This window comes from Natrinema versiforme (assembly GCF_005576615.1).
Classification (GTDB): Archaea; Halobacteriota; Halobacteria; order Halobacteriales; family Natrialbaceae; genus Natrinema; species Natrinema versiforme_A.
Genome location: NZ_CP040331.1, coordinates 1 through 19,413, shown reverse-complemented (window position 1 = coordinate 19,413; position 19,413 = coordinate 1). Strand labels below are relative to the sequence as shown.

The 19,413-nt window shown below is 53.0% G+C and carries 12 protein-coding genes and 4 pseudogenes; 10 read left to right on the top strand and 6 right to left on the bottom strand.

The annotated features are described in order from the left end of the window. Positions 1-25: 25 nt before the first annotated feature. Positions 26-1,303 carry a Cdc6/Cdc18 family protein gene (locus tag FEJ81_RS18635; protein WP_121571058.1) on the bottom strand — a complete coding sequence of 426 codons (1,278 nt, stop codon included), beginning with the start codon at positions 1,301-1,303 and terminating at the stop codon, positions 26-28. A 1,214-nt stretch (positions 1,304-2,517) separates the two neighbouring features. Here FEJ81_RS18635 and FEJ81_RS18630 point away from each other — a divergent pair. Continuing rightward, entirely contained in the window at positions 2,518-3,495 is a 978-nt protein-coding gene (locus tag FEJ81_RS18630; RefSeq protein ID WP_138246837.1) for an IS1595 family transposase, read from the top strand. 96 nt (positions 3,496-3,591) lie between these two features. Here the strand turns inward: FEJ81_RS18630 and FEJ81_RS18625 are convergent, their stop codons facing one another. The 3 genes from FEJ81_RS18625 to FEJ81_RS23430 form a co-directional block, all read right to left on the bottom strand. Next, the gene (locus tag FEJ81_RS18625) at positions 3,592-4,785 is read right to left on the bottom strand and encodes a restriction endonuclease (RefSeq protein ID WP_138246836.1); all 1,194 of its coding nucleotides are present in this window, start codon (positions 4,783-4,785) and stop codon (positions 3,592-3,594) included. A 699-nt stretch (positions 4,786-5,484) separates the two neighbouring features. Continuing rightward, entirely contained in the window at positions 5,485-5,955 is a 471-nt protein-coding gene (locus FEJ81_RS18620; RefSeq protein ID WP_138246835.1) for a hypothetical protein, read from the bottom strand. Between the two features lie 324 nt (positions 5,956-6,279). Then, entirely contained in the window at positions 6,280-6,645 is a 366-nt protein-coding gene (locus tag FEJ81_RS23430) for a hypothetical protein (protein ID WP_175416487.1), read from the bottom strand. A gap of 1,223 nt (positions 6,646-7,868) precedes the next feature. Between FEJ81_RS23430 and FEJ81_RS24250 the strand changes: the two genes are divergently transcribed. Beyond that, entirely contained in the window at positions 7,869-7,991 is a 123-nt protein-coding gene (locus FEJ81_RS24250; protein ID WP_008528531.1) for a hypothetical protein, read from the top strand. Between the two features lie 22 nt (positions 7,992-8,013). After that, entirely contained in the window at positions 8,014-9,414 is a 1,401-nt protein-coding gene (locus FEJ81_RS18600) for a hypothetical protein (protein WP_138246833.1), read from the top strand. Positions 9,415-10,247: 833 nt separating this feature from the next. Here FEJ81_RS18600 and FEJ81_RS24545 read toward each other — a convergent pair. Further along, positions 10,248-10,563 (bottom strand): annotated as a pseudogene (locus tag FEJ81_RS24545) (zinc ribbon domain-containing protein); the annotation flags it as partial. Between FEJ81_RS24545 and FEJ81_RS23835 the strand changes: the two are divergent. Both FEJ81_RS23835 and FEJ81_RS18585 read left to right on the top strand, forming a co-directional pair. Next, positions 10,558-10,838, top strand: a pseudogene (locus FEJ81_RS23835) (type B DNA-directed DNA polymerase); the annotation flags it as partial. The pseudogenes FEJ81_RS24545 and FEJ81_RS23835 overlap by 6 nt on opposite strands. 1,058 nt (positions 10,839-11,896) lie before the next feature. After that, positions 11,897-13,297 carry a Cdc6/Cdc18 family protein gene (locus FEJ81_RS18585; RefSeq protein ID WP_138247153.1) on the top strand — a complete coding sequence of 467 codons (1,401 nt, stop codon included), beginning with the start codon at positions 11,897-11,899 and terminating at the stop codon, positions 13,295-13,297. A gap of 361 nt (positions 13,298-13,658) precedes the next feature. On the opposite strand, the gene FEJ81_RS18580 is transcribed toward FEJ81_RS18585, so the two are convergent. Further along, positions 13,659-13,982 (bottom strand): hypothetical protein, encoded by a 324-nt coding sequence (locus FEJ81_RS18580; protein WP_138246832.1) that lies wholly within the window; start codon positions 13,980-13,982, stop codon positions 13,659-13,661. Between the two features lie 138 nt (positions 13,983-14,120). On the opposite strand from FEJ81_RS18580, the pseudogene FEJ81_RS18575 reads away from it, so the two are divergent. From FEJ81_RS18575 to FEJ81_RS18555, 5 genes and pseudogenes are all read left to right on the top strand, one after another. After that, a pseudogene (locus tag FEJ81_RS18575) lies at positions 14,121-15,049 on the top strand (MarR family transcriptional regulator). Further along, positions 15,046-15,848 (top strand): annotated as a pseudogene (locus tag FEJ81_RS18570) (DUF6036 family nucleotidyltransferase). The pseudogenes FEJ81_RS18575 and FEJ81_RS18570 overlap by 4 nt, the downstream one beginning before the upstream one ends. Before the next feature lie 128 nt (positions 15,849-15,976). Continuing rightward, entirely contained in the window at positions 15,977-16,786 is an 810-nt protein-coding gene (locus FEJ81_RS18565; protein WP_138246831.1) for a hypothetical protein, read from the top strand. Beyond that, a complete protein-coding gene (locus FEJ81_RS18560; RefSeq protein ID WP_138246830.1) occupies positions 16,783-18,402 on the top strand; it encodes an Eco57I restriction-modification methylase domain-containing protein in 1,620 nt (539 codons plus the stop codon). Before FEJ81_RS18565 ends, FEJ81_RS18560 begins: the two co-directional genes overlap by 4 nt. Before the next feature lie 689 nt (positions 18,403-19,091). Continuing rightward, positions 19,092-19,413 (top strand): hypothetical protein (locus FEJ81_RS18555; protein WP_138246829.1); only part of this gene is annotated, 322 nt, incomplete at its 3' end.

The following is a 19,413-nucleotide window of genomic DNA, read 5'->3' as shown; positions in this document are numbered from 1 at the left end:
GTGTGGTCAGCGACCGAAACGGGAGCTAGGCCAAGTCCTCCAACCGGCTGTCCCGAAGGACAGATTTCAACACGATACCCGTGTCCTGAACCAACCGATGTTCGAGATAACTGCCTTCACCCCGGCCACCACCGGTCCGAGTTGATTCAACGACACCGAGGAACGCCTGCTCTTTCAACAGCTCATAGACGCGGTGCTCGCTGAGAGTCTTCGCATCGGCCTTCTCTGTCGTCGCTTGATACCGTTCGTAAATCCGGTTGGTAGAGAATCCATCCTCGTTCGGATTCTCTTCGGTGAGCAGCGCGAGCGAATAGAGGATGAATTTGACCTGGGTCGTCGATCCACGGAGAAGCTCCTCGAACCGATCGATTTCAGCCCACTCCTGAGCATCACGAACGTGTTCCTCAACGACTGTGTCGACGTTTTCTCGTTCGGCTAGTTCGCCGGCGTGACGAAGAATTTCGATGGCCTTTCTGGCGTCACCGTGTTCTTGAGCGGCTAGTGCCGCCGTCAGCGGGATCACATCATCCGAGAGAACGCCATCGTGGAACGCGTCCCGTCGGTGCTTCATAATCTCGCGCAGTTGATTCGCATCGTAGGGCTGGAAGACGAACTCCTCCTCGCGAAGACTCGACTTGACGCGTTCGTTCAGCTGGTCGCGATACTCGATCTTGTTGCTGACGGCGATGACGCCCAGGTGGCAATCCGCTTTCCCCGATTCGCGAGCCCGCGAGAGCTGCATAAGAATATCATCGTCATCGAGTCGGTCCACCTCGTCGAGAATGATGATGACTGACTCGTAGGCAGTATCCAGAATCTCCCAGAGATAGTCGTAGTATTCACCGCTGCCAATCCCTGCGCGTGGAATATCGAAGTCAGTCTCGTCCGTCTCGTTGAGTGAACGAGTTACCGTCCTCGCGACGCGTGTCTGTGTGTTGTGCTGCGCACAGTCGACGTAGACCGTGCCGACGGACACACCGTTCGACTCCGCGGCTCGCCGTGCTCGCTCGGTGACGTGACGGGCAACGAGCGACTTCCCGGTTCCCGTTTTGCCGTAAATAATCACGTTGTTGGGTGGATCACCACGAACGATCGGCCTGAGTTCAGCAGCAACGGCCTTGATCTCGCCATCCCGGCCGACGATACGGCCGCTTTCAGGGACGTGGCCAACCTTCAGCAGTTCCTTTCGAGCGAAAATATTGGCTCGGTCGGGATCGTCTTCATCAAAGTCAAAGAGAGGATCGTCAGCGGGATCCTCGTAGCGGCCGTCGAAGTCAGAGAGTTGGGACGGTTCCTCAGCCATCAATATCAGACATCGCGGATGGGACCTACTTAATGATTTGGCTACCTCGACCAGAGTGTAAATCGGGCTATGGTCGTCTTCTGATGTTTTGTCGCTGGCGTATCATCCTCACAAAGAGTCGAGTCGGTCCCGAGTGAAATCGGATTCGGAGCGAGAGTTACCGACGCAGACCGGCACCCCCAATCCAGAGTGAAAACGCCAGACTGGAGCGGGTTTGACACACCCCCGGTCAAGAGTGAATAGCCCTCCACCCGGTGAGCAAAGTACTTGGTTGAGACGACACCCCCCGTCCAGAGTGTATCTCCCGGACCGTGTAATCAATCATTTCTATGAGAGGATACATCGGCACTGGGCGTCTGACGCACGGCAGACACCCCTCGTCCAGAGTGAAAGCGCCGGTGTGACGAGCTGGAGTGGAGTGTGAACCTCGAGTGAGGGTGACGAGCGTTCATCGGCACCCCCTGTCAAGAGTGAAGACGCAGGTCAGATCTCCAGCCGAAGCAAAGCAGGGTACAATCGGAACTGTCGGGATTGAGTATCTTGATTCCGATTGATGAGGGAGATCGGGAGATACCAATCCCGATTTCGGCTTTGATGCCGGTTCGCTGGTTGGCGAATAGTCAGAATGACGATTGTTCCTTCAACGTCTCATAATACGCGGACGATGGAATCGAACCCCCACACCCCTCGTCCAGAGTGAAACGCTACGAGAGTACCTCGGTTGACCCGGCGGAAACCACACGACGAGTTGGCTGGGAAGTGCCGAAATCACAAGACGTGAGACGAGTATCCCTCGAACAGCAGTCGTCACACAGTCGAAGACCCTCCAAACATACCAACTTGCATAGTATTACCTAGAAGTTTTATTACTACCTACCTCCTACCACTCTCCAAGTGCATTCAGCACAGGGAAGAGGACGAAGGCGGCATTCGTCCGGATGGTTTCGAACCGCTACTCGTGTTTGCTGTTCCATTTCTTCCGTGTTCTCTCGTCTCAGGCAGTCTTACCGTGATTCTTGTTGAGCTTCTCCCACGAGAACCCCCGTTTCCCGTGGACCTCACCCCACTCTCTTGATTGGTTTTCACTCTGGACGAGGGGTGTGTGGGCGAAGTATTCTCTCCAGGTCCGTTCCGTGTCTCCACTCAGCATCGCTCTTGTGTAGAGCTACGGAAAGACCCTGTAGTTACACTGTGCCCAGGCATAATCTAGGAGTATGTCTTCTGCTCAGCCGGCGTTCGGCGCGATGTTTCGAGAGCTGATCGAGTTGGGCGTCGTCGAGATCAACACGGAGCCGCTCGATGCGGGCATCGAGCGGCGACTCAAGGACTTCTGGGAGAACACATCTTGTCCACGGTGCGGGCACACCGCCATTCAAACGTGGCCGCATCTCGACCGCGTGTGGTGCCGAGGCTGCAACTTTAAGCCGGTATACACCTACGGAACGCCGTTCCACGAGAAGCACCTCACCTGCGGCGAGGTACTTCTCGCGTTCACGCTCTACGTCGATACGTTGCTCAGTATCAACCAGATCGCGCCGTTGCTCGGTCGAGCCTACAAAACCGTTCACACGGCGATTCGGGAGGTGGAAGCCGCGATCCATCGCGGCTTCCCCGTTGTCTGGAAGCTGCTTGACCAGACCATCGATGGCCCGACGCAAGTCGACGAGTCTGGTAGAGTCTGTTCGGGCTACAAAGGCCAAGAGCCGCCGCGGAACAGCCGTTCTCGCGGCGGCTCGTCTCAGAGAGGGCGCTCACGCTGGCGAGGACGGCATGGTGATCAACTGACGCTCGTCGCGGCGTGCCGCGACTCGCTTCGGGTGATTCGCGGCCAGCTGGGCATCAACTATGAAGGCGATCTGGAACCAGTAATTCAGGAGACTGAAGACCTCTCCCAGCCGTTGGGAGAGGTCTGGACCGACGGACTCCAGGCGTATCGAGAAATGAAGCGTGACCACCGGACAGTCGTCCACAAAGAGAGATACGTATCGCCTGACGGCGTCCATATTAACCAAGCAGAGTGCCTGTTTTCGCTCGTCCAGCCGTGGCTGCGGAAGTTTCGCGGCCTGTCCAAGCAGGGCTTGGAACAGGCCGCTCACACTTTCGGCATCGTTCGGTCACTCACTCTGGCTGGCGAATCCGTCGATTCAACCATTGATTGTCTCGTTATCGGGGCTTTCCGCAGTTCTACATAAGAGCGTCTCGTATTAACCAACATGGAACGCCACCCATAATTTTGTTGGTTAAGATATCTGAGTTCAAAGTTATACACTGAGTCAGAACAGAGGACTCTACCGGTCTCCTTCTTCTAAGACGGTCTCACGATTCATGGAGTATGTGCCAAGCGCCCACTCACCATCCTCGATATTCGGTGTACCGTCTTCACCGAACTCTCGCCACACTTCATCTAGTATTGGCTCAAGATCTGCTATGACCTCCTCGCTTCCTATCTGCAGTGTAGCGTACTCCGTTGTATACCGATCTGTCTCAAGTGTCGCCGGAGTATATCCGATTGCCCGTTGACGGCTATTCGGCACGTTAAGCTGAACGCCGTCAGCATCAAGGAAGGAAAGCCATGCAAAGGCCGTACCGGAGAAACCCGTTTCCGACAAGTCCTCCATCACACTCCGCGCCGTCAACACCACCGAAGCATCAAGACCTATACCAACAGATGACTGGATATAGCCCTGTATCCACGTTTCCTCAGGTCTCTGTACAAAAGCGGAGGCAGAAGCAGACTCGTAGAGGCCGTCATTCCTTAGTACAGCATAGGAATACGGTTCGTCGGCTGTACCGTCCCTCCCGTAGGAAATGGTGTATTTGCCCTTGGTCTCCCCGTGTACTGTAAGCTGCTCGAACAGGACAGATGGTTCCGGGATGCTTCCGGGACTGGCCTTGCTTTTCGAGAGTACGCCGTTGGGGATGATGTGGAGGACGACTGCAGGGCCTTCTACGAGATCGCCGGCGTAGCCTTTCCGGGCCTGGATGTCGTCAAGCTGGTTCTCAAGCAGTTCTTCGATCTCCTCGACGTGATCCCTATCTTTCTGCAGGTCGATGTCGAAGAAGTCCTCGGCCAATCCCCGAGTGTTCTGCCTGACCTCTCCCAGTATCTCCTTCCGGTGATGGATGTTCAGGGCCCATCCGTACTCGTCTCTGATTTCGTCCTCCATATCCAGTTCCTGGCTACCACTGACATCCTGGTTCGTAACAAAGACCAGCAGGTCGTAGTCTTCACCCCGGCCCTCCTCGAGATCCGCTACTTTCTCTGCGTCACTTCGGAGCTTTCGTTTCCATCTTTTCTGTACACTGGCGTGGGCGATACCGGTTCTCCCACCGAGTTCGATCTGTGCATCCCATCCTCCATCAGGCCCAGATCCACCGCTCTCATGGACATCGTCGTAACCGTTCTCTCGTAGAAATGCCATAGCAAAGTCCTCGAAAGCATGCCCATTGATATTCTCCAAGGCGAACTCCAACTCGTCCATTTTACCGTCTGTTTGCCTTCGCGCCTCAAAACTGTTCGTAAGCCGCTAGCTCAAGAAATATAATAGTACACATTGCCAATCTTACAAAGAGATTGGGTAACTAATATCAAATGTTATATTCTAGCCGACAGTATTTTTCATCCCAAATTCAAAGACTCGAGTGGCGAGGGAGAGAATCTGCGTTACTAACCGAATCCGATCATCCGAGACATCCGGTTCCTCGCCATAGCTGAGACCGTTTCGTTGTCGATAGCCAGTGACGCTTGATCTCAGGCACCCCGAAATTGGCACACCACCCCTCAGTTGAGGATCAGGGGTTCGAATGCTGGCCCTAGGCCGACGTTTCTCTCAATAACAGGTCGCTGTCTAACCCCCGTTTCGTTTGGATTAACTGGAACTCAGCGGAGGCGGGGGTGGGCGCTGGGATTTTTTGGCGCTGTCCCCCTTGGGGACACCCACTGTCCCATCCCATTCATCCATTCCGACACCTACTTTTTTCAACCACAACCACCTGCAGGCAGATGTCTCGAGCCGGCCCGTTCAAACAACTCCTACGCGGTCCCAGGGTAGCCGAACTCTGCTAACGGTGTACTCACTCCCCACAAGTCACCGAATACAACGGCAACAAAACCGCCTTCGCAACTCACTAAACTGCTCGATCGACGATGGCCATCTCATGTACCTCACCGCGTGAACGGATTAATAGATCTCTATGCCGGCGTGTTCGTCCAAGAAATACGCCAGATCATAGCATTGTTTGATCCGTTCTTTCGCTGTCTCCTTATCGCTCTTTATATCGGATGGTGGCCTCTTCACCATATCGACAAGCGTCGATTCGTCGGCACGCTCAGAGTGAACGTATGCCTTCGCTTCGGTTTCGAGCAACACGCCATCCTCGTGTAACTTCTCTATCCTCTCCTCGATACCCATATCGGATTTTGATACGTTGATCGTTGTTTCTGCAGCTTCTATCATATCGTTCGCACGCTCTCTCTCATCCTCCAGTTCCTTCTCTGAGATATCGAAGAGTGACCGAGCATCCTTCTCAGGATCATCTTTAATCTCGAAATAGACAACGGCCTGCGATTGGTGTTTGGATAATATTCCAACATCTGTCAACTCATCCACCAAGTCATCGGGATCGTGGTTTCGGCGGTTCAACCTACCCATAGTATTATCCCCAGAATACATCCCAAAAACTATTGCGACGTCTAGACAGCATCTTTCGATCAGTGAGTTAGCCTCGGCCAGAACGCTTCGATAATCTCAATTTGAAGTTGTATTGTCAGTCGATGAATCAGAGGTCTCTAAAGAGTCACGGATGGGTATTTTCGTGCGTATCCTACAGAACTGTGCGGAAGCGGAGCGGTTAGTTTGTGACCCTAGCCTTAGCCACATCTCTGCCTTATCCCGCTCACTCATTCCGACACCTACTTTTTCCAACCACACCCAAGATGCCTCGAGGGGGCTCACTCAAACAGATTCTCCGGACTCTCACGGTCGCCGAACTCCGCTCTCTGCGGCGTACCCACTGCCCACTGTTCCGAGGAATGTCCGAGTCCCGTCGGATAATACGAGTTCGACGCCGCGGTTGCCACGGAGCCGATACACCGTATCGCCACTGGAAGACCGGCGCAGCCCCCAGTGCCATCCATCGTAGGTCGAGGCTGAGTAGGTCGTCACCCGGATGTCATCGATCTCACGGAACGAAATCTGGCGGAATGACCGTTGAAGCGGGCCAAGCCGCACAGCAACACCATCCTGGTATACTTCGATTACGAGCCGAAACACCCAGAACCGATTGATTGTCTCCCGATAGATGGGTGCCTGCTTCCGCTCTGTCCCAGTATCCCTCACCATGCGTCCAATGACGACACGCTCACAGTAAAAGATGGTCTGGGCAATACCACTACTGCACCACTATACCGCAGAGTTCGACGAAACCTCGGACGCTACCGGGACGTGTGAGTATCGAGACCAGCTGTCAACTGCTGTTGCGTCTGAATCCCTGTGTGGAATCGCTGAACGATCTTTGACTGATGCTCTGGACACGCCATCGGGATGAGAGCTCCATCTTGGACTTGGATCATGGGATGCGACGAATTGTACGGCGCGAGACGGCAACCGGGACACGATACTCCACCGGCTGGTCGATGATGCAGGAGATCAGCTGTGTCCTCAGTCGTTAATCCACAGATTGACGAGAACTGCTCGAGGTGTTCGTCACAACTGAGGAGTGGGATTGTCAACTGATCCAAGAGGAGAAATGCTACGTCTTGCTGCCCGTCAGACTGGACGACAGACTGGCACGCATCACATCCAATCGTCGACAGCGGCTGCTCGACATCTGGTGCTGCCATTGTGTATCCGCATGCCGCCACACAGGTAAGTCATGGGTGCTACATCTCTCCGAAACCGCTGGTGGAGATAGTTTCCTCGAATCCAGAAGAGTACTCGGACAGTTGACCAGACGCTTGTGCGACGATCGGCCTGCCCCTTCTCGACGAGATCCTTGTCGACCAGTGTGACGAGATCCAGGCAGGCCGTAGTGACTCTCCGTCTTGTAGTAGTCTTCGAGCGATCGTTCAGTGGACGATTCAAGGATCCTCGATGAGTCGGTTCTGGTTGCTCGTTTTCTTCCCTAGCACTCATCCTCAGTCACGACGGAAACGTAGCGTGGAGTGTCTTCTCAGTCGAACTCATTCGTCTGGGTTGACTGGGCCCTTGTACTTCGAGGTCACCTTGTCCTCTTCTCTCCACTGCCAGTAGTAGTAGCGATTATCGTTGATCCCTTTGATCGTGACCTTTGTCAGGACGTCGTCCGAACGGTCATTGGGTCGCTCCTCGACGTCGGCGTTGTCGAGACTGACCAGCCGCCAGATTCTTGCCTTCTAACTCCCACCCATTAATTGACTACAACCAATTTTGTGTAACAGCATAGGGTACCGACGTACCGCCATTACCATGCCTGACACGGCCGAAGATGCATCGTACAACTAGCTACGCGAAGACATAGGGTTGGCCACGAATTGTGAAAAATGTACCCCCGTGATTTATTACTGCAGGAGCGATTATGTCCTACTATGAGCGCAAAGGGCCAGCTCCGTCGGTTCGAAAACAGGGCACAGTTGCTGCGCCATATCTCTGAGGAGACCGGCACGGACATCGACACGCTTTGGGACGAGTACGAAGCCCAGGTCGAATAGAGCCCTTTGCAGTTTTTGACGCGTGGACGACGATACTGATCTCGACTTAACGTTCGCGATAGACTCAGAGACAGTCTCTCTGAGCCCTATCGGAGAATACCAGGTTCTCGATTTGGAAGGTCCGGTAGTTATCGTTGGAGATGCGTCTTACCGCGTTGTTCCGGTCGATGAAAAATCAGACCTGTCAGAAGATGTCCGGGAACTTAGCGTCGACGAGATACGTGCTGCACTCAACGAACTCTCTGACAACGACGACTTTCAATCAATCGTAGACAATTGCCCGACGAATACACCGCTTGTCTATGACGACATTGATTATTTAACACGCCATCTTCCCACAAATACGCTCCAGAAGTGCCAGGAGCTGAGTGAAAGCTCCCCTTTCGATAAGGAATTACTGCTCCAAGTTGCATACGTAGAACGCCAAAACTCTCTAGTCGGGCACGCAGACAACGTCCTCGAGTATTATCTCGAACAGCGTGCTGAAATTGCTGAAAAACTCCGTTCCGCCAACGAGATCGGCAGCGAAGTTGAACGGTCATTCTTTTCGTATTTACTCCTTGCCTCGGCACTCATCGAAGAGTTGACGACGGAAACTGTCCTCAACGAACTCTTTCGCGAGGAAGCTCGTCTCGACAGCATCACAGAGCACGTTCGGAGTATGGGGCACGCTAAGCGATTAGAGAAACTCTGTGATATCCAAATACTGACCGGGGGTGACCACGGATCGCTTGTCGAGGTCAAAGAACGCAGAAACAACCTCGTCCACGATGCGCAGAAACGTGCAGGCCTTGACGAACTCGAATCGCGTCGTGAAGTCGCACAGATCCTCGAGAAGACTGATCAATGTGCGTCCGTGCTACTGACGATCTCGGGAAAGAAAATCGAGTCAGTCATCGCTAAGCGAGGGTGTGATCCCTATATCGAACACGCTCAGTCTGAGGCTGTGGCCGACACAATTACGACCTGGGAACAGGAGTATCCAGAGCGCCTGTCGAGACTTCACGACTGTGAAAGAGCGACCCTCGAAGAGATTCGCTGGGATACCGAAGAGAGTGACCCCGGGAACAACATCACGGAGGGATTCACGTTTGCTGGATTTGATGACGAGGATCTGTATGAGCTACTGATGGAGTTCGTCGGTGATGCCTCAAAGGCGTTCCTCGACCGTATTGATGCCGATGCAAACGAGAGCAATCTCGATCGTTTCGATTTCGCAGTGATGGTGCTGCTCTGTGCTGGTCACAGTTACGAGGATATTGCCCGCTGGCTGGATACCGACGAAAAGTACGTCCAGCGGAAGGAGAACGTGATAGCCTGGAGAGCTTCGAAGTTCGAGAAGGGTTTGGTAGAGGAGATACCTCACCCAGAGGGCCCAACATGGCCATCTGAAACGGGATCAGATGATCAGGATGGTTGCTAGCCTGATAACAGACGGGTCATCGTCGCATAGTAATTGACCTCCTCCCACCCCTTCAGGGGTGGGATTCCCCGATGGGGAGTTTAAGGTTGCGCGTTTCCTCGGCCTTCAAGTACGCTTTCGCGTGGGGCGTTCAGCGGTCGCCGCCCAATTATTACCGAGGGCGTGCTTTCCAGCGCGTACAGCCCGGTCAAACAGGCCTTCCCACCCGGACGCGCCGGGCGCTTCACCGGGACAGAATACTGTCCGCCCCTCCACGGTCGGGTATTCAGTCGACTGGGTACCACCATTCGCGTCCGACCAGTTGGTCGGGACGTGGTGGACTGGTTCTCCGGCTTTCTTCCCCGGCGGGCTGTGGACGCGAAGCGCCCCGTAGGGGTCGAAGACCCCGTGCCACAACCGGGGAACGCCGTCACAACACAATACGGGAGGGTCGGAGTTAATAATTTGGAACACAACTCCCGCCCGGCCACCCAATAGTGGTCTATCTCCCATCGTGTCGGCTTCATCCCACGGCTAAAGCCGTGGGCTTTCGCCTCGAAACTCTGTAATTCTCTCTCAGCGGAAGGCACAATTGGACAAGACCAAGCGTGAGAATCTCGAAGACCTCCTCAAGGCAGAAGGGACCACCCAGGATCGAGAGTACTCTCTCGTCGATTCGGCAGCTGCGTCGCCGATGCAGTGACCACCGTCACCTATTATGAACTGAACTCGCCAAGGCCCGATTGCTCGTGGTCCCGCGGCTCGATGACCTGGGATCGTCTTGCCGGAGTCGTCCTCTCTATAATTTCCACTCGTGAACTGCCTCGGGTGCGAGCCCTGAGGCTTTCCGTGGATTAGTCAGACACTCCTACGACACCATCGGTCTGATATCCTCGAACAGTGTCGTAGGTCACGGCCGGGGCGTCGACGGCCCCCGATGCCTGCCGTCGCACCTTCCGTACCTGCTGAAGGCTGTTGAGAGCAGCACATTCCAGCCTTGATACTTCTTGATACCCTTCACGGCGATGTTGACGCTTGCACCACGATCCGCATGGTTTGATGAGAACACGATCGGCACTTGAACCGCTTCTTGTTGCGGTTCGCTCGCTTGGCGTGCCCACACATCGGGCATCGCTGGCTCGTCTTGTACGGGTCAATCCATCCGACTGGATGGCGTTCGTGCCGCAACGAGAGAGAGTGACGCCGGCGCGCTGACGAAGTATTTTGGGAAGGTCGCCGGCGAAGACGAATTCAAGATCAGAGACGTCAAAGCCCGGCAGCGCTCGACCCCGCCGTTCATCGAGGATATCCAACGAGACTATCTCGAGCGTCTTGATGCAACGCAGTCTCCAGAAGCGGTGTTCGGTCACCTCGAGAGAGCGATCGAAGCGCTCCATGCTGGTGACGTTGCTGTGGAGCGGCTTGTCGAGCAGAATCGTGTCTCAAGCTACTCAATGGGATTGGGTTGGGATCGGAACCTCATTCGACGCAAACTTGATGATACACGTGTGGTCGTTATAACAGACTAGTTCTGGCGAACCCCCTCCCCCCTTTTTCGAGTTGTAAACTCGTGACGAAGGGGTGGGGTGAGAAGTAAAAGGGACAGTAAAACAGTCGATTATAGCGAATACACGCAATAGGAAGCTTGAAAAGGTGATTCTACAGATTGCAACTAGAGATGCGAAAGTTTATCCCATAATCTTGTTAACCATAACCGCACTAGAGGACGAGAGAACAAATTATCTAGCTTAGCTAGATGATTAGAATTTCAAAGAGCGCACGATCTTTTCCGTAAATAATGGCATTTCAGGACCTCTCTATCCACTCTAATAACCTAACCTCTCCCGACTCGGCGTTTTGAGTGATCTGTACTCAACGACTTACAACTCGAAAAAGGGGGGAGGGGGTAGTGTGTTCAAGATTCCCAAATCGGATCCAGTAGTCCTGGTATATGGAGGCTGATATTATTGGCATTCGTGAACTGAACCTGCAAGCGTCGTCCTTTTGCGACGATTCTGGCACTTACTACTCGAAAACGGGGTGTGTGGAACGGGCCGTCTCACATAGGACCTCATTCACAAAATCCAATAGTTTGGATTTTACTTCTGTGCTCAATTCGACTCACTTGTACTTACAACTCGAAAATGGGGTGGTGGGGGAACCGTGACAGATATGCCACCCCCAACCTCTTACAACTCGAAAACGGGGGGGTCTGGGTCACGCAAGGATTTCGATGATGAAGATCCTCGAGGATGCGTTACAACTCGATAATGGTGGGTGATAGATTCCGAAAACGGTATCAGCCTCATTCCGAGAATGGACAGATCTAGTTGTTAAATAGCCTGTTTTCGTCCGGTTACAACTCCACAAGGGTCCATATTTTTATACCCAGAGTTCGAGGAGGTTCATAATGGGACGAGAGGGACGTAGAACAGGATCGGATCATCCAGCAGGTGAAGAGGAACATGAGTCCTCCTCTGCTGATCCTGAAAATCCCGAGTCGATGGATGTAGAGTCTCCCGATACGTCACAAACGACGTTCGAGAATGAATCGGATTCTACTGATTCATCTCAAGAGGCAACAAACAACGACGGTGGTGGCATCTCAATCCGCGATCGGCTACAAACTGAGTCGTCCGGCGGAGTCTTCGCGAGCAAAGATCTCGTTCGATCAGATACTATCATTGACGAGGATCGTATTGTCGGTCGTGATGACCAACTGGGTCGTGTCGTCGATAATCTCAAACCGGTGCTCCAGAATCAAGGTATCCCTGATATGCTCTTGAGTGGGCCCTCTGGAACTGGGAAGTCGCTCATCATTCATGCAGTCTGTAAACAGATCGTCGAACTGTGTGAGTCACAAGGTAAGACCTTCGGAGTCCTCTCTATCAACTGCGAGGGGCCGAAGACAGCAGACCGTGCTGTCTATCGGTTAGTTAAAGCTGCTGCCGACGACCTCGGTGTTGATCCTGGTGTTCCCCAAACCGGTGTCTCAACGGATCAAAAGCTCGAGCGACTGTACGAACTAATGCGCGAGCATTACGACGGTGTCATCTTCATCCTCGATGAGATCGATACGCTCGAGGGACCGTACCAGGAGGCAGAATACAATTCTCTCATCTACCAGCTTTCTCGGGCTCGAAAACTCGCTGACTTTGATGGTCCGATTTCACTTACGACTATCACGAACTATGCCGATTTCATGAAGGATCTCAACAGCCGCGCACAGAGTTCCTACAATCCTGACGATATCTTCTTCGACGATTACGACGCGACGCAACTCCGTAGTATTCTCAAAAACCGGCGGGACGCTTTCAAACCGGAATCACTTGCGGATGATGTCATTCCGCTTGTTGCTGCGTTCGGGTCCCAAACGCACGGGGACGCGCGGAAAGCGATTGATCTCCTCAGGTGGGCTGGCGAATTAGCGGAACGGCGTGGTGCTGACACGGTCACCGAGACTGATGTCCGTGAGGCTCAGGAGAAATATACTGAAAATCGCAAACTCCGCCATATCAGCGGAATCTCGACTCAAAAGAAACTCTCGATCTACGCTGTGTCGGCCACTGCCCATTATGCAAGAGAATATCCTGAGTGGATACCAGCTGGACCTGCGTTCAAGACGTACCAATTCATTGCTGATACGATGGATACGGATCAGTACAGTCGCGAGACTTTCGTAAACCACGTCACTGAGCAGAGCACGTACGGAGTGTTAGACTTCGAGCGCCGAGGCAAGGGTCGAGGTAGAGGAGTGCATATGTATTTCTCCCTCTCTGAGGATCCGGAAACGATCATGGAGACGATTCGTGAGGATTCACGGTTCGGAGACCTAGCTCATGAAGATGCGACTATCAGCGCGGTTGTACGCGAACGACTGAAGCAGTTCCGAAACAAGGACTAGTCTCAGCTCCGTATACTTACTACTCGAAAACGGGGGGTGTTTGGGCTATAGGAGATGTGTTACAACTCGAAAATGGGGGGTATCATTCGTCGGAGTTTCTCGTTACTACTCGAAAACGGGGAGTGGGAGCTAAGAAATTCGACGTGTTATTGGATGTGATGTGCTTTCTTTTCGCCCTTTCCCATTTACAGCTCGAAAACGGGGGGTATGTCCTACGATTTTATCGTTGTTAGTGCCATCAATGATGGGATGTTGTAGTGAAATGACAGAAACACGGGAGGTGTGGTCTCCGTAATCTCAGTATCACCCCACCAACCAATTACAACGGAAACGTGGGGTGGGTGTCGTCTCTCCCCGAGTTCTATTCGTCCGAATTGACCGGGCCTTTGTACTGGGAGCGGACTTTGTCCCCGTCCCGCCACTGCCAGTAGTAGTAGCGATTGTTGTTGATTTCCTTGATCGTGATAGTCGCTTTTGAGGGAACATTGTCCGGGAGATCGTTTGGTCGCTCTTTGCCCTCTTCTTGATCTGCCGACTCCTCGAGACGGGCCTCACGTTCCTTGTGCTCGGCTAGCGCTTCGGCGTACGTAGCAACGTCTCGGAGCCGTTCCGGGTCCGACTCGTTAAGCGTGTTAACGATCTCCGTCGGGAGGTTCACCGGTGGGGTCGGGGGTTCGTAGGACATCGGCTACTCTCGTGTTAACCAACACAACCCGCTAATCCATAGTTTTGTTGGTTAAGACGACTTGAGCGGTTCTTGTGTCTGCTGACTATAACACTACTCGAAACTTCACTATAAACCAGTTTCCCGCTATGTTACACTGTGCTCCAGCGCATCGAACTCGAGGTCCTCGCCACGGTCAACCGCGGCGACACGATTTCCGAGCTGGCGACAAAGCTTGACCACAGCGAGAGCTACCTCTCCCGTGCCGTCGCCGACCTCGTTGAGAAAGGCCTCGTCTACGCGGAACGCGACGGCCGCCGAAAACGAGTCGTCCCCTCGGATGCTCGCGCCGTCGAACTCTACCAAGATCTCGTCCGCCAGCACTCCCACATCGACTTCTCCGAGCTGCTGACCGGGAAGGCACTCGAGGTGCTGTACTACCTCGATCAGCCGCGAACCGTCTCCGAGATCGCCGACCGGAGCGACAACTACCGCAACACGGTCAACCGAGTCCTCAAGCGGTTTTGCGACCGTGGTCTTGTCGGGACGGACGACGGCCACTACGAGTTCAACGCCGACTTCGACCGCCTCCACGAGTTCGCACGTGAACTCGCACACCATCTGCATCGCCAACGCCTCGAAGCCGTCGCCCCGAAGGGCACGATTCTCTGGGAGGACTACGACGAATTCCTTGCCCAGGCCGAGGCGGAGATCAACGCGGGGGAATTCCACGAAACCGGCCTCGCTCGGTTCGCGGCCTTCAACCTCCAGTTCCTGCTCACCGGCCACCGATACTACTTCTACTCCGAGGAACTCGACGCAGTCTCGCCGGCGGAGCTCTGCTGTCACACCCTCTTGATCGACGACGGAAGCCGCCATCGCTCGTACTGTCTCCTCCTGCTCAGCCACGTCGACATCGACGAGGAGGATCTCCGAGAGCAGGCGGTGAAGTATATGACCTTGAAGACGAAATCGACGCCTTGCTCCGCTACCTCGAGACGCACGGCGAGGTCGACGATGACCGGCTCCCGGAGTGGGACGAGTTCCAGGAGCTGGCGGCTGACTACGAGGTGCCACTACCACAATGAGACCAACATTCGGACGTGAGTACATCGAGAACGAATTCCAGCGAATCGCGGATGGCCTCTCAGCCCCGCTCACGGTATACCTGATCGGTGGTGGTGCGATGTCGCTGCGCGACCTCAAGGGGGCGACGAAAGACATTGACCTGGTCGTCCCGGATGGCGACGCGTACGGTCAGCGGTGGGCCGTCCTGATGGACCTCGGATATACGGAAGTACAATCACTGGATCCAGATTACCGGGCGCTGGGGGCGACGAGCTGCGTCGAGAACGAGGATGGATGTCGCCTCGACATCTTCAACCAGCAGGTCGCGAACAAGCTCGTGCTCACCGACGGCATGCAAGAGCGCAGCGATCCCTTCCTCGACACGGATCGACTGACGGTCCGGCTGGTCAGCAACGAGGATATCTTCCTGTTCAAACTGATCGCAGGCCGCGACGACGACATCGAGGACATGAATATGCTCGTGCAGGCCGGCCTCGATTACGACGTCGTCCGAGATGAACTCGAAGCCCAGATCGATCGGCTCGGCGACGACCAGTTCGTAACCTTCGCGAACGAGGCTCTGGTCGAACTCGAGGAGCGGTACGGGTGACAACACCGATTGAGGCCCACGTCCAGGAGCTCACGAATAGGTATTACCGGGGGCTCGAAGTCCTCCAGGCACTCGGCGATCCGATGACCGTCGACGAACTGGCCGCGAAACTGGAGCTGGATGTCGAGGAGGTTCGGGACCGGCTCGCGTATCTCTCAACGTTCGACCGGGTCCGTCGAGATGACGACACAGTCCGTCCAGTGGAGTAGCTCAATCGCTGCCCTACGGAAGGAAGGCGGCCGTCTGGATGGGAACGCGACCCCGATTGATCCCCGGATTGTGATGGGGTACTTCTTTATGCATCTCTATTAGTTGTGGGATAAGGAGCTGGAACGACGTGAACCAAGAGCTGACACCAGCAGACATTCGAACATGGGACTCAGTTTCGGCGGTCCGTCAAACATTTAATGAGCTTGGGTTCAACCCAAACCGTATCGATTGGTTTGGAGTTTTGAGTACTACTACAGACGATGTTTCCGAGATCAGTTTTGAATTTGAACAGGATCTATCCTGTGCGATAATCCTACAAGAAGATCTTGAAGACGCGTGGTTGGTTGGACACATTCCGAAACCAATTGGCACACCGTCAATCAGGTATCATCAGTTCGAACCAAGAGTAGATTCAAATAACCGGGCGGAACTTCGAGAGACGCTTGATAGGCTCAACGCCCTGAATCCAGAATCACCGCGCTCAAGATTTGACGCGCTCGCAAAATCTGAATTGAACAGCCGGTTTTCGAACTTGTTCTCAAACCTCATCAAGGACGTTGAGAAAAAAGTAGATCATGAAATTCCTGATTCAGCAGGACATTCTAAATCTGTTGCACGATGGCTGGTTCTTTCTGCGCTGCGAGCGAAGGTAATTTCAGAAAAATCTAGTAACTCTAGTGTCAGTTTTGTCGAACATTTTCAAAACACCGCGTTTCCCAGCCCCACCTCGGTTCCGGAGACGATCAGACCATTGCGGCAGTCCTTAACCAATCAAGAAAATGGTTTGTCATTTGTGACCGATGAGACGGTTCAGTTGCTCTGTGATCAATTCGAAAGTGAGTTTAATAGATTTGATTGGTTATTGACAGACAGCGGATGGGGTAGTTTGGATGAAGTTACCCACAGACCATCGGCGTGGCGCTTGAGCGCCACTTGACAAACAAGCAGGGAGGAACCTATCAAACGCCTACGGAACTCACGACGAGTATCACAGATGAAGCGGTTGAATCCGCCGTACTGGAACGAATAAACACTACTGTCTCCGGGACCTATACAGATTTCTCCGAAGTCATTGGCACTGACCTCACGTCTGAAGCTGAACCTGCTGATACAGATCGGAGCGAATTGAACCGAGAGCTCCTCAGCGTAGTTGCTACAGATATTATTCCAGATCTACACATTGTTGATCTAGCCATGGGTAGTGGGGTATTCCTTCATTCTGCATTAGATTCACTCGTTCGGTTGCGGAGTTACATTGCCTCTGTTGAAGATGTCCCGGCTCCTACCGATTCATACTCGTACCCTTCGGATATAGATAGTCATGGGGAGAATTCTCGCCGTGTATGGACCACTATCACGCAGAACTTATTCGGCGTCGATATCGATCCCGAAGCCGTCTCGCTGACTCGTTTCCGCTTGGAGTTAGCGTATCTCTGCACCCTAAATTCGGGTGAGGATCCGATTCCGCCTCGGAGCGAACATAACTTCAAGCAAGGGAACAGTATCGTCGGCAAGCCATTTAGTTCGAATCCACCACATTGGTCCAACCAGTTGCCTCTCTCCGCATTCTTCCAAAATGACGATCTGACATCTGAACATCCACATGGAACGGCGTCGGCACAATCGACCGCCAATGAGGTTCGTACGCATCTCGAAGAGTACCGAAGTAGTATTCAGTCTGATTCGGATCCGCAAATCACGATAAGAGAACAAATACGTGAAAGGGCGGAGGCTATTGACCAACAGCTTGGGTATAAACTATCCGACAATAGTAATCAAGAAGGTGTCGGAGATGTAGATTCCTTCCATTGGCCACTTGAATTTCCTCTTGTCATGGAAGGTGGGGGTTTCGACGTTGTCTTGTTCCATGGACCATGGTCTGAGTCTGGGCTACGCAATGCGGTCAACTCATCGACATTGGAGTTTTTACAATCTGGGTGGCAGTATTATCTTCCCAACTCCGGTAGCTGGCGACGTACAAACGATGTGCTAGATTCGTTCTTCCTCCATCGTGCCCATGACGTCGTACGTCAAGGCGGGGTTGTCGCTTCGTTAGTTGATGCATCAGTGCTGACTGCTCCCGGCTCAAGCCATATACGTCGTAGATACCTAGAAACGACAGATATCGAACGAGTAGCTACTTTTAGAAATCAGAATACCTTTGACCAGATTGATCGGAGGTTCCGTTATGCGGTTGTAATTGCTCAAACAACGGAACAGTCGAGTACTTTCAAATTGGGATCCGGTTTCGTGAGTCCAGAGGATTTGACGGATGAGGGAAATTATTTTGAGTTGGAACCTGATTTCGTATATCGGTTCTCCCCAAACACACAAGCATTTCCCCTTTTGGAGAACGATGTTCAATTTAGGGCCTTACAGCAGTTGCTTGAGGCACCAGTCCTCCAAGATCATGAGAACGCTGAAGGTTGGTCTATACGACCATCCGGTGAATTCAATCAAACAGCAGATAGTGAGTACATCTCAGAAGCCCCGTACGAAGGAAGTGATCCGATTTATCGGGGTAAGAATATATATATATCAATATGCTTATAAGAATGTGCCTGAGGCGGAAGTTAACGAGCCTGACCTCTGGACGATCCCCCAATCAACCGATCTGGGACTGTCAACTAGAGAATATTTACGGGAGCAAAAGCGAACAGGGAATTCTGGGAAGTTGAAAGCAGAGTCGCCACGAATTGTCTACCGACGAATCACCAGGAACACTAACGAGCGGAGTATGATCGCTTGTTTACTCCCGTCAGACTATTTTCATGTGAACTCGCTCCGTGGTCTCGATCCATACTTTGGCGACCAGGGGGACTTAGGACGTCGATTAGTCCTCCTAGGTTTGTTGAATAGTATCCCATACGATTATTTGTTACGCCAAAAGATATCCACATCTGTCCCGAATTATATTCTATTTGAAACTCGTGTCCCGTTTGTCTCGGAGGACCACGACCTGTTTGACCCTATCAAACGACGAGTAGGGAAATTGAATCTGGTAGGAGGGCAATTTGAAAAAGAAAGGCGGAGGTTAGATATACAGGGACTAGAGTCAGAAGTACTAAGGAGAGAAGTTCGCGCAGAAGTTGACGCAGCTGCTTTCGATCTTTATGGGTTCAAGGATCCCGAAATCGTAGATCACGTTTTGAACGATTTCGGATTTGTTCGTAATCCACGAGTGATGGATTCAGAGTACTTCGAGCTCGTTCAATCCGCCTTCAAGAATGGTGATTATCTCGATGAGTCGTGAAGACTACATTGCTGAGGCCTTTGAAGAATTAAAGGAACTCATTAAGAGCCAAGAGGATGGTACTGTCGAAATCACTCCAGGTGAAGACCGGTTAAGTGAGATTCTAGTCACTGGCACAGAAAAATATCCAGTACTAGTAGGCGCGATTGCCGAGAATTATATTGATACCGGCGATCAGCCAGAACATCTTAATCTTGCTGCGACGATGGAGGGTTACTCTGCAGATCGCTGGGAACGTCTAGTCCATCGGGCACTAATGGATGTCGTACAGAGATATCAACGCCAACGGCCGCAAGAGGGGGGGCAGGAAA